Here is a 12,208-nt window from a genome sequence, read left to right on the forward strand (position 1 = left end):
CCTTGGCCGCAAAGCACCTCAACCTGCCGTAACTTCGTGACAATCTCTTCAGGCTTGTGTCGTTTGATTCCCATATCTGATCCTCCGTTTCCTAACTATAGGGGCGGACCACTTCAGTGGGGGAGGATCAATCACCTTCCTTCCATAGTCCGCGACCGCGGACATTGGTCGGATCAAAAGGCCCCTTGCTACGACACCCCTCGATCAGCGCGCTCCCGGCGAGAATAGAGGAGTATCCCTTTTCGGTCCGAAACTGTTCCGCCCAAAAATCCATCGGCGCCAGTCCCAACTGCCATTGAAGACTTAAGAGTTGCGACGATGTTGCGGACAGGATGAGATCCCGCTCTTGGTCCCGCACGACGAAGTTTCCATTTTTGTCGAAGCCAAGCGGAATGGGCCCGGTGCCGCCGGGGTCATAGGGTACGTTGAAAGCACTATTTTCGAAACCTTTTTCGCGCACCGAGGCAATCATTCCCGGCAGCTCTTTGTGCGTGTCGCCTGCATATCCATCCGGAAACAACCCCAGGACAAACGCCTTGATCTCGCTGTCCGTCGCATCAGCCGCCACCAATTGGGCGGTGAAGGACAATGCTGCGCTGTGGGTCTCTTTGCCAGAAACAAGGCAAGGGACGTGTTCAGATTTGATCGCGGTTGCCAGCACACCCAGAAAACGCTTGTCCACCTGCGGCAGGTCCTCGAACTTCGTCTTGTGCAAAGGCTGCCCCAGCCACTTGTAAGGCTGGCCAGTGTTAGGGTGGATTGAAGGCGGCAGGACCGTTTGCTTGCCCCCGGAGAGAATGTCGATGGCGCCAAAACCCTCTACGGCCTTAAGGACCGTGGACTTCACCTTTTCCGATTTGGGCACGCGGACGAAGAAGGTGGCCCCCTTCTTTCCGCGCTTGGCACAGGCTTCTTCGCCGAACACTCCGCGCAAGGGGCGAACCCAGATATCGTCGTCCGCATCAATGGCGGCAATTTGCTCTCCGTCGGCCACTTGGGTGCCAAGATTGATGCCGATCCCGCAGTTCGAATACCTGCTCAACCATTCCGCCCGACGATCCTTGCTGGGGGGATTGGCCTGATAGGACGTCCAGTTCGCTATTGCTGGTTTCTTTTCTCCAGGTTTTTCGGGCAAGGCCGACAAGCCGATGGCCCAGTATTTTTGCGCTTTAGTTGCAAAAACTCCTTTATTCATCGCGCTGCCCTCCCACTTTCTGGGCCTCAATGACCGCGATGATTTCGGAAAGGCGCACGCGGACGCGTTGGCCCAGCGGGCGATAGCTCGGCACCAGGCCGGATTTCACGGCGCGCCGTAAGGTGGTGGTGGGAATACCCAAGCGTTCAGCTGCATTGGGGATGGTGAGAAAGCTCTCAGGGGCAATAAAATGATCTTCTTTCATCTCGTTCTTTCATATTCTGGGGAACGAGATGCAAAAGACACACGCTCCCCAGCCCGTTTAGGGATGGTGAACGTGATGCCAGCCAGCGAAGGGTGTGCCTCGGGGACTTAACCCAGTTGCCGGAACCTGGGCGGCCTTTAGGTTCGCCACTTACATGACCTGAAAACAGGTGGGCTCAACACCATACGGGCACCTCCGGTAGGGACCCTGTGTGCTTCCTATATCCGTGACCTCACGATTAAAGTCAGGCCGATACTATATCTTGTGCTTGCTGCATTGTCTACCTCACTATTTGGGGTGCCTCCGAGAAATGACATCCGAGTGACCAAGGATTTCATGTTCGAGGGGTGACAATGCCTACAAGAGGTAGTCGCTTACCTCGAGAACAGCTCCGGAAATCTCCGGGAGTATTTCTGGGCGGTCGCTGATTTCAGGGGAGATAGTCAGAGCTTCATACACGCCAAGCAAGAGGTCAAGATTTGGGGGCAAAACTGCTTTACCTAGTTGATTGAGATGAGCGGATTAGTGCGCTCGAACACGGCCGCCTTGGCGGGGTAGGCATTCCTGCGCTACTTCGTGAGTTTCCGGCTAGGAAACATATGATTGTAGGCGATACCCAATTTGTAACGCAATTTGCACAACCACTGGACCAATTTAACACACAACCAAACAACGATTGAGATGCTCCTGTAGCAAGAATGAGTTGAAGAAATACAGCGATGCTGGAGCGTCTAATGCTTGGTCTGCAAGATGAACCTATACTGCAAGAATCGAGAATCCTTGGGCTTGAAGGTGCTGAAAAAGCTGCTCCCAAGTGTGTTGAGGAGTTGCGATTTCAATCACTAGGCCTTCGGAGCCGGGCGGTTCTTTTGGTCACCAATGATTGCTGTAATAATAAGATCATTCCTTTCGCTGGTGCGGCGTCTGAGCTCGAATTGGAAGTGGGCTCTACAGATAGTATCGAAAATGCGTTCAAGATCGTCTCTCCATACCCAGAAGAATGGGGGATGGTCGCGATCTGCCTTGATGCGAGCTATAGGAAATCCTCCCTAGCAAAGTGGGTGCGTCTTATGCGCCTAACGGACCACAGACTTCCAATATCTCTTTATTGGTCGTCTGGAGCATTTTCCAGTGAAGAGCAGGAGCCGACGGCTCTTGGGGATAGTTTTGCACGGATGCCCAAGACTGCACACGAGCTTGCGATAGCTATCGGCGTAGCAGTGCGTTCAAATCGTAGTTTGGGACATCGCTTTGCTCACTTCAGCAACAACTCACTTCCTCAGACACTGCACCCCGGCAAACTTACACCCCGACGACTGGGGGCGTAGAGATTGGAAATGCGATTGAGCATGCGACATGCTTGCACACGCACCCCACTCCCGCATTTCCTTTTTGGGCCGTCTTTCGATTTCGGAAGACGGCCTCTTTTCCCGATATCTGAGCGAAATGGAGTGGCAAGCGCTTAGCCCCGATCGAAGAGCTGGAAAAATCTATGGCTACCTATACCTACACTGACGTCGAACTTCATCATCTGGGCCATGCGGGAGGCGGTTTACATGGGACCGCTGCTGGAGATACGTTCAACCTGACGGCAACAAACACTCGTGCTCAGTTCCATCCGTTCGCGGGGCATGGAGATGATACGATCAACATGATCTTTAGTGATATTGATGGCTTCGCACACGGCCATCACACATTTGCCGACTTCCCCAGCGACGCAAACTTCACTGATACGTATGACTTTGTCGACATTCACGAAGTTCACAGTGGTGGAATCGTCGTGGGCCGGCTGGATGACTACGATAGCACGCGCGACATACTTAAGATCGAAGGGAAGGTTGTGGATGTGTACGACCTTGACTCGTTTGAGCATCCGAGTGTGAGCAGCGTCCGCATAGTAGAGTATAACGGAGCCCACACCGATCCAGATGCGCACGCCCAGCAATGGTTGCTAATTGAGACGTCTACAGGTGGTACAATTTTCTATGCGATTGAAGGTGCGCGAGTTGCCATGGATGGTAACGGCGGATCTCAGACGCAAGAAACCCATTTTCTGTTGCCTGAAGATTTGCCTGCCAGCTTCAGCGATCTGGAAACCGTAGAATTTGTCGCTAAGCACAACTATGTCCCATCGGGCTATACAGCAGAGGCAGGAGGCGTGGTTTATAACGATCGAGATAGGGATATCGCCGATGTTGAAGACGTTGTCGGTGATGCAGCAAATGAAGCTTCACAGTTCGGAGATCTAATCGCCGCTGGGCTTAATGATGATTTTGTAACCGCTCTTGGGGGCGACGATTTCGTCTGGGGTGGGAGTGGCCACGATAAAATACTTGGCGGATGGGGTGACGACTACATAGAGGGCAATTCTGGCTCGGACATCCTTAAGGGAGGAAACGGAGCGGATCACCTGATCGGAGGAAGCGGTGATGATAGATTAGTAGGCGGTAATGGAGGCGACCTTCTCGTTGGCGGTGATGGAGCAGACATACTGCTCGGTGGCCGAAATGATGACCTTCTTTCTGGGGGAGCCGATGATGACGTACTTCGTGGAGGTGACGGATCAGACACACTTATTGGAGGAAGTGGCGCTGACATAATGCACGGCGGTCTGGGGTTTGATTCGGCGGACTATTCGGCTTCGGCGTCAGGTGTTCAGATCAATCTATCAGTGCGCTCGTTGACGGGGTGGTCCATTGGGAAGGGTGGTCAGGCCGAAGGAGACAAGTTGAAGGGTGTTGAAGCTATCATTGGCTCTGGCACTTCTGATGATTTCATCAAAGGGTCAGCCAAAGATAACAAATTCTGCGGCTTAGGTGGAGACGACAAGCTATTTGGGGGTAGTGGAGACGACCATCTCGAAGGAGGTGAAGGTCGCGATCGTCTTCACGGTGGAGCAGGAAATGACTCCCTGCATGGCGGGTCAGGTGATGACATCTTGATCGGTGGCAGGGGCTCAGGATCTGATGTCTTGAGTGGCGGACTTGGTGATGATGTCTTCATATTTCACCGCGGCTTTGGAACTGACGCCATTTCTGATTTCGACGTGCTCGACTCGACAGACATCATTGACGTTTCACGGATTTCTGACTTCGACGGTTTTGAAGACCTGATGGAAAACCATGTGACGCAGGTTGGGGCAGATACGTTGATAGAAGATGGAAATGGAAACAGCATCCTGCTTGAAAACGTCAACTCGGCCGACCTTAGCGCCGATGACTTTCTATTTTCGTGAAGCAATCGGCTAGAAGTGGCGTGAGGGGGCACCGAGAGGAGTAGATATGGAATTTTTGCTTCTATTTGCGGCTGGGCTAGGGCTCTCGTCGTTCATAATTTGTGATGGGAGCGATGACTCAACGAGCCACCGAGCAACCCACCTGCTGATGCAAGCGAAGACGAAGCCAGTACGTGGCCTTACATGAACCGTAAGGAACTGCTCGCCGTGATGTGGGAACATCTGGGGCGGGGGGCAAGCTCCTCAATGCCAAGTGCGAACACATCGCTATCGAGAACCCGGTGATGCACTTGCATGCGAAGGAGAGGATCAGGGGATACCGTGCCTCCGCCTCCTCAACGCAGCCGCTTCTTTCCCGGCATGGCTAAAGCTATGGCCGAGGAATGGATCGGATACGTCGTCAAAACTTTGATGGAGGAAGCAGCATGAAACTCAAGGCATGGGCCAGTGTGATGGCGCTGGTGGTGCTACCTCACGCGGCCAGTGGGGACATCGACAGCACGGTGCTGATGAAGCACAAGGATTGGGAGGTGACGCATGATTACCTCTCGTCCACGGACTCGTCAGCGTGCTCTGCCGACACGACCAACGGATCGGGGGACTTGTTCAGCCTGATCACGTGGGAGCGTGGCGGGGCTTCCCTGATGATTATGATGGCCTCTGACTTCGAAGGGTGGGATGGCACGTTTTCAGCGGATGCTATCCTACACATCGACTATGAACGGTGGACCTTGAACGATGCGTCGTTCGGGGTGCATCGGACGGGCCAGCGCACGATCTGGTTCGACTTCCCCGACAATACCGACAAGGTTGGGGATTTTTTGGAAGACCTTTGGCGCGGCAGCAAGGTCGCTCTCAAGACACCGAAAGAGAAAACCAGTATTTCCGTATGGTCCCTCAAGGGATCGGCTGCTGCCTTGGGCAAGCTAAGCGAATGCACGACACGCATTCGTGGCAACTCTTCAACGACACGATACTGAAAGCGAAGGTATTATCATGGCACATCAAGTAGACGTCCACGTGGGCAGCAAGGTTCGAGAGCGCCGTAAGGTCAAGGGACTGACGCAAGTGCAGGTGGCCACGGAGCTGGGGATTACTTTCCAGCAGATGCAGAAGTACGAGACCGGGTCCAATCGGATCAGCTCCAGCAAGCTGTTCGAGATTGCCAAGTTTATGGACTGCCCCATCACGTACTTCTTCGAGGGATTGGATGGCGTCGAGGCAGATGGCGAAGCACCTCGCACCCAGACAGAGGTTCGCATGCTGCATGCCACGCGCGCCATGCCTGAGAAGCTGCGTTCCAAGCTGTTGGAGATGGCAGAGATGATGGTCGATAAGGCCAGCTAGGAGGGGCGCATGAGACGTCACGAGCTGAGAGGGTGCGAGGTGGTCCCCTTCACCGGGGTGCGAGTGGGGCCATGACCGCGCACCCATTGAAGATCTAATTTCCACCAAACAGACACTGATTTTGCAAGGAAGCGAACAGCGAATTCGAAGATAGATCGCTAACTTGGACCTAATAGATGGTTTAAGGGAGCGAGTTGATGGCAATTCCTAACAAACTTCCGCGTGAGGAAGAAGCAATAGGCGTCAGCGCAATTACACCTTTCATTGTTGTGAATACAGGGACTGACGTCGCTTTAGCTTTCGAAAATGATGCGAACAAATTCAGGGCGAAATGCGTTGCTTTTGTTGCAGAGGATGAAACTAAATTTTCACAGACCATTCAAGCTTACAAAGATCTTGGCTTTGAAGCTGCATGTACAACTAGTCTAGAGGCTGCTTTTGAAGTGGTTTCTGAAGACTCAGAAGAATGGGCAATGATTGCGATCGTTCTGGATCGCCAATACTCGAAGACCGAACTTGCCGGCTGGGTCCACCAACTTCGCATGGTGGATTTCAGAATACCGATAATGCTGCTCTCGGATGAGGGACCACAACCGCATTGGGAGCAAGAACCCACAAGGCTGGGTGATTGCTGTCTTGCCTGTCCCTCCACCCCTAGCGAGCTTGACGCCGCGCTTGGAATTGCTTTGCGCGCCAACCGAAAACTAGGTTCAGATTTCCGACATTTTAAAAACGGAAGTGTTCCCCGGCCCTTGAACTTTCACCACCACTCGCGGGTATAAAAAAACGCGAAAGCAAAAGGGTGGAAGAGATGAAGCATTGTTCCATGCCGCTTCATCTCTTCGTAAGAAGCTGCCTCTTGGTGTGGTCTTTTAGTCAGGAGGCAGCTTCAACTATTTTGGCGAACTCAGCGGTTTTGATCGGCTTGGACATGACCCGATCTAAATTCGGTAAGATCCGTCTGATGCTTTCCCCTGTCTCCATTCTTCCAGAGATCAGAACATATTTAATTGAGCCTCCAAAGCTAGCGAGGCAAAGCTGTATCAGCTCTGCGCCATTAAGCTTCGGCATCATGAGGTCTGCGATCAGTACATCAACTTTACCATCACATTTCTCGAGAAACTCCCAGCAATCATGGGAGTCGTCAAAGACATGGGCGTTGCAGGGTAGATAGCTCAGTGCGTCCCTGACTTCATCACAGATGACCGTTTCATCATCTACATAAACTACGGTTACCATTACTATGGCTCCTAACTTTCAACTGGTTACTCTTTCAGCGGAAGGCAAATCATTATCTCTGCCCCCGTTTCTGTATTTTTCGCCCGAATGTTTCCCTGCATAGCTTCAACAGCTGTTTTGGCCATGTAGAGTCCAATTCCGGTGCCTTCCTCTTCGGGTTTGGAGGTCACGAACGGTTCAAATACCTCATGAAGGATGCGCTCGGGAATGCCAGGTCCATTGTCGATAAACTTTATCATGATTGCTTTGCGCGCGCTGAGAGAGCCCTCCTCCTCGAGGCGGCTGTGACACTGTCGTTCACAGGTATCGCATACATTGTAAATGTACTCGATATTGATCTCACGGTTATCTGATGCATTGCCGCAGACAGCCTGTTGCGCGTTGATCAATATTGCCATGATTGATTGCTCAAGCATGAGTGCATTCCCTTCGACTGTCGCGTTTTGACAGGGTTGTGAAATGTTGATTTTGACGGAGTTGACCCGCGTTGATTCTCGCATCAATTTGATCGCGTTATCCATAAGTTCACTTAAGTTGAACGTCGTGGTTTCGAGTTGATCACGTTGCAATAGAAACTGACGAATGGTTTGAACTACCTCGCCAGCCCTGATCGCTTGATCTTCAATGCGTTCAAATTTTTTGTTGATGGAAGCGAGGTTGGGTTTAGCCTGATGTAATTCCGCCATTCCGTTCCCAGAAGCCAATGCAATTGCGTTTAGAGGCTGGTTCAGCTCATGAGCAAATGTCGCAGCCATCTCGCCCAGTGCGGTAAGGCGAGCAGCATGTAGGATACGAGCCTGCGCAACCTTCGCTTCGGTAATATCTTGAGCCACAAAGTAGTTTCTTTTCTGGGCTGGGCTGGGGGAAAAAGTAAGATCTCTTTGAACCGCAGTGGAAACGTCGTGCAAAAACGTCCTACCCGTCTGAAGGTATAGCTGCCTTCCATCTTTGGTGATCAAAGAAAACGAAAATCTGTGTGAGGCGCTTATGGGGGCGTTTTCACCAAACAAAACGGCTAAGTCTTCTGATGAGTTATCGCTTGCATCAATGAGACCTAGAAGTTTTTTGCCTTTCACTTCCCGTAAGCTGAAACCGGTCAAGTCTTGCATCATTGAGTTCCAAACGCAGATGTTGCCGGATTGATCAGTTGAAAAAATTGGAACTTTGGAGTTTTGGATCACAGCATTGAAATTACGAATGGCAAGCAGTTCCGATCTTTCCTTCTCCTTTATGAGGGTTTCCAGCCTTTTCACCCACTGCACCGTACGGCGATCTTCTTGGAATCGCGCGGCTAGCGCTTGTTGGCTGATTTCGCCGGTTCTGACGAAGTTCTCAGTCTCTCGGGCAAAGCGGTCGAGCCAGAGATTCAATCTAATTCCAAAAAAGTAAACGAGGCAAATCAAGGCCATTGCGATTATGGAAAGCCGGAGAATAACCTGTGCGTAGGAGGCTTGAAACTCCATTACGGAATTGCGAATTCCCATCGATACTGTCAGAGCGATTTTTGGTGTTTCACTGATCGCAAATGAAGTTTGGGCTGTTCCAGCAAGCCAGGACCGAAGCGCGGGTATATCGGCGCTGGTGTCTCTAGTCGTCCAGACTTTGAATTCCCCGTCTGATGGCGCGCTACTTGCACCACACGATAGCATGATATCTTCATCTTCGGCCCCCGCAGTTAGAACGCTCAATACTTCTAACGGCCACAACGAAAAATAGTCTTGGCTAGGCGACGAGCCACGAACGGCGACAAGCATCGTGCCTTTGGAGCAATCGAGTATCTGGGTTGCGTCATTTCCATCCTTGGGGCGGGTTAAAGCAAGCTCTCTAGCCCTTTGGTTCAAAGCGTCCAGAGGCGCACCTTCGATGCGTACTAATTTGTTTGTGTCTGAAAGCTTGTACAATCCGATCGGTGCATAGGTTTCGATGGCCCCCTTACGACTAGCCCCGGGGCTCGGTTGGACTGCGTGGGGGTTATCATGATGCGTTGCCCAATGCTGTGTTTCCATGGCCAGAAAATGCAGCCCATTCGCTCTGAGGGCCGATGCTGCCCTTGTCACCTCGGCGTGGGTCGCGGCAATGCGAAGATCAAATGACTTACGAATGGCAAATAGCTCTGCGAGGCCAATGGATACTAAAATCAACAGGATAATAGAGGACTGAATCAGCGCTGAATAAGAAGGGGATTGAACGTGAATACCCACTTCGCGGGTCCTTTTGGAAATCCTGAATTGAGGTTTCTTGGCAAACATATTGAATAGAAAAATCGCGGCGCATGCATTGAGCAGGCTATTCAGAATTTGTTTGGACACGACAATCATCACCGTGCTCTGAGGTAGACCCAAGCCATGCTTATAAGCTGCGAATGATAATGGTGCTCCCAATAGCAGCCAGTAAGCAACTAACCCGAGCGCTATCTTGGATGTATCTCTTTCACGCCGAAGCAGCGTGGCTAAGAAGAGAAACTCAAGAACAAAAATTCCAAATGCGTAGTAGTGCCCCCAAAGAAGCACAGTGTAGTACGCGGCAGCTATCGCTGTTAAAAGTGCAGAAATTGGCCCTAGGAATATCCAGCAGAGCCAAACGAATATCGTTCCAAATAAAAAATTGACTCCAAAGAACAGGTCAATGTTCACGACGTTCCCGAGCACGGCCAACGAGGTATAGAAAAGCGTTAGAGCTATTTGCCAGCCAATTCTTTCCCACTTTTCTGCTAACAGAGACGTTTCAGAACCGGTCCCAGTGAAAGACTGCTGATTAGATAGAGATGACAAACGATCTGCTCCTAGGATGTGGGTTTGCGTTCTGAAGTGGGCGATCCTATCCTTTTGGGACCGTCACTAAACCAACGGTATAGGTGTATTTTACGTGAAGAATTGTGCGAGTTGTGTGCAAAATTAACGGATAGTGTGGAGTTTGTTGGAAACGTTCGCTAGGCGATTCTAAAGAAGCAGTTGTTGTTGCGAACGGGGATACACTTCTCTGGGGATGGGGGTAAAATGAAAAGCATTTTGCTGGTAGAAGACGATGTTCCGGTAGCAGAGGAATTGGTAGAAGTTCTCGAGAGTTATGGTTTTCAGGTGAAAGCTGTCAGAACGATTAATCAGTTCCGATCTCTTCAGGACATTCGTTCGTATGACCTGATTGTCGTGGATCTCAGTTTACCCGATGGACATGGAAATGAGGTGATCCGAATTGCTCGCGCTGGGTCCAATGCAGGCATAGTGGTGCTTTCCGGTCACCACAGTGAAGTCGACAAAGTTCTGGCCCTGGAAATTGGCGCTGATGACTATGTTGAAAAACCGTACAGGATCTCTGAATTTATTGCTCGCATCCAGAGTTTGCTCAGGCGTTTGGAAAGGTCGGTTGCCCCTTTAGAGGCTCAAAAGAAAGATACTTTTTTTGAGTTTGATGGCTGGAAAGTCGATACACAGAAGAGGCGATTTTTGAATCCAGACGAAGAAGAGGTTCTTCTAACAAAGACAGAGTTTGATGTCTTGGAGATCTTTCTGAACCATCAGGACAAAATCCTTTCGAGAGAACAGATTGTCATTAAGTTAAGAGGGGGTGAATGGGCTGGATACGATCGTGCGATAGATGGCATCGTCAGTCGCCTCCGTGCGAAGTTTGCGGCACATAAATGTGACGTTGACTACTTCCGAACCGTTCGCGGGGTGGGATATCTGTTTTCAGCCACTCAATAAGGTGAAATTTACACTTGGGGTGACCTTTTGCATGTAAAAACTGCCCTAGTTCGTGACGCGCTTGAAGTGCAGTGATCATCTATGATTTCTACATTGATTTCCGATTGGAAATGCTCGCTTTGGCTTAAATCTGATCTGTCTGGCCATATCTAAGTTGGTCAGTTGCACTTAGTAGTTCAGTTTGAATGTTGGTGCATGATTGGCCTCGGGCCTATGGAGCGATGGTCTCTGGTGCCGGTGGGTGGCGGTGAAGAGCATTACGCGGTCATTTTCTGTTTTTGAGTGTTTCTACCATTCTTAGAGCAGTATTTTGTCTCGTGCAGGCTATATGTGAAGGCTAACATAGTCCGAGATAATGAAGTCGCCCCTTTGTAACGGTTCCCCCGCCAACTTGACGAATTTCAACCAAACTGGATGAAGCAGGAATTCCATCCCGGGGCGCCTATATTCAGACTCTACAATCCTGTCTATTTTTGCCCACTTCCCTTCAACCACTTTAACTGTCCTGACAAAACTATCTCGTCCACGGCATGCTAGGGCCAGCGGTTCGACCCCGCCATAATACGTTACCTAGTTGATTGAGATGGGCGGATTTGAGCGCTCGACCACCGCCACCTTGGCGGGGCAGGTATTCCGGCGCAACTTAGCGAGTTTCCGTCTAGGAAACATATGATTGTAGGCGATACCAAATTTGTAACGCATTTTGCACAACCACTGGACCAATTTAGCACACAACCAAACAACGATTGAGATGTTCCTGTGGCGTGTGAGCTGCATCACGAGTGAGTAGTGATGGCGGAAATTTTAGCCCCCCAAGACTTGGACACCCAGCAAGGAATCTTGAAGCCGCTTTGGCGCGATCCTGATATTCGCCGAAGTATCCACTTGGCCGGCCCGGTCTATAGATCTGAAGAGTTGTAATGAAGCGAAATAAACGACAGCGTATTTCAGATGAACAGGTTTCGCTACTACTGCTATCGGGTGGTAAGGGCAAACGCGCAGCACTTGAATACCCAAAGCAGTTCTTCGCAATTGCTGGTCACCCGATGATCGCCTATTCGCTGATTGCGGCCCGCAAAGTTCCCGATGTCGACGAAATCGTGGTGAACGCTCCTGAAGGGTACGAAGAGCAAACCGCAGAAATCCTTGCCGCCTACTGTCTGCCGTCAGCGCCTATGGGTCCAAATAGCGTTATTTGCTAAGTGAGGGTTTGTTGCTCATCGTAGCCACCAAGGAGTGGACGATGAGAAAGACAACGAAGAGCCCAGGCGAGAAGATCGTCAAAG

Annotated in this window: 11 protein-coding genes; 7 read left to right on the top strand and 4 right to left on the bottom strand. The window is 50.9% G+C overall.

Going from position 1 to position 12,208, the window contains the following annotated elements:
- Positions 1 to 127: 127 nt before the first annotated feature.
- Both MWU53_RS15705 and MWU53_RS15710 read right to left on the bottom strand, forming a co-directional pair.
- Complete coding sequence (locus MWU53_RS15705; protein WP_247094608.1) at positions 128 to 1,195, bottom strand: bifunctional DNA primase/polymerase; 1,068 nt, start codon at positions 1,193 to 1,195, stop codon at positions 128 to 130.
- A complete protein-coding gene (locus tag MWU53_RS15710; RefSeq protein ID WP_247094610.1) occupies positions 1,188 to 1,400 on the bottom strand; it encodes a helix-turn-helix domain-containing protein in 213 nt (70 codons plus the stop codon). The genes MWU53_RS15705 and MWU53_RS15710 overlap by 8 nt, the downstream gene beginning before the upstream one ends.
- Before the next feature lie 719 nt (positions 1,401 to 2,119).
- Here MWU53_RS15710 and MWU53_RS15715 point away from each other — a divergent pair.
- The 5 genes from MWU53_RS15715 (at position 2,120) to MWU53_RS15735 (ending at position 6,764) form a co-directional block, all read left to right on the top strand.
- Complete coding sequence (locus MWU53_RS15715; protein WP_247094612.1) at positions 2,120 to 2,728, top strand: hypothetical protein; 609 nt, start codon at positions 2,120 to 2,122, stop codon at positions 2,726 to 2,728.
- A 164-nt stretch (positions 2,729 to 2,892) separates the two neighbouring features.
- Positions 2,893 to 4,635 (top strand): calcium-binding protein, encoded by a 1,743-nt coding sequence (locus MWU53_RS15720; RefSeq protein ID WP_247094614.1) that lies wholly within the window; start codon positions 2,893 to 2,895, stop codon positions 4,633 to 4,635.
- Positions 4,636 to 5,060: 425 nt separating this feature from the next.
- Complete coding sequence (locus MWU53_RS15725; protein WP_247094615.1) at positions 5,061 to 5,615, top strand: hypothetical protein; 555 nt, start codon at positions 5,061 to 5,063, stop codon at positions 5,613 to 5,615.
- Between the two features lie 16 nt (positions 5,616 to 5,631).
- Entirely contained in the window at positions 5,632 to 5,982 is a 351-nt protein-coding gene (locus MWU53_RS15730; RefSeq protein ID WP_247094618.1) for a helix-turn-helix transcriptional regulator, read from the top strand.
- A gap of 197 nt (positions 5,983 to 6,179) precedes the next feature.
- Positions 6,180 to 6,764 carry a hypothetical protein gene (locus MWU53_RS15735; RefSeq protein WP_247094620.1) on the top strand — a complete coding sequence of 195 codons (585 nt, stop codon included), beginning with the start codon at positions 6,180 to 6,182 and terminating at the stop codon, positions 6,762 to 6,764.
- 94 nt (positions 6,765 to 6,858) lie between these two features.
- Here MWU53_RS15735 and MWU53_RS15740 read toward each other — a convergent pair whose 3' ends face one another.
- Entirely contained in the window at positions 6,859 to 7,221 is a 363-nt protein-coding gene (locus MWU53_RS15740) for a response regulator (protein ID WP_247094622.1), read from the bottom strand.
- Between the two features lie 26 nt (positions 7,222 to 7,247).
- Positions 7,248 to 9,992, bottom strand: coding sequence for an ATP-binding protein (locus tag MWU53_RS15745; protein WP_247094624.1), 2,745 nt, complete (start codon positions 9,990 to 9,992; stop codon positions 7,248 to 7,250).
- Positions 9,993 to 10,217: 225 nt separating this feature from the next.
- Between MWU53_RS15745 and MWU53_RS15750 the strand changes: the two genes are divergently transcribed.
- Together MWU53_RS15750 and MWU53_RS15755 are read left to right on the top strand one after the other, a co-directional pair.
- The gene (locus MWU53_RS15750; protein WP_247094626.1) at positions 10,218 to 10,922 is read left to right on the top strand and encodes a response regulator transcription factor; all 705 of its coding nucleotides are present in this window, start codon (positions 10,218 to 10,220) and stop codon (positions 10,920 to 10,922) included.
- A 920-nt stretch (positions 10,923 to 11,842) separates the two neighbouring features.
- A complete protein-coding gene (locus tag MWU53_RS15755; protein WP_247094628.1) occupies positions 11,843 to 12,124 on the top strand; it encodes a 2-C-methyl-D-erythritol 4-phosphate cytidylyltransferase in 282 nt (93 codons plus the stop codon).
- Positions 12,125 to 12,208 lie beyond the last annotated feature (84 nt).

The organism is Aliiroseovarius sp. S1123 (genome assembly GCF_023015885.1).
Lineage (GTDB): Bacteria > Pseudomonadota > Alphaproteobacteria > Rhodobacterales > Rhodobacteraceae > Aliiroseovarius.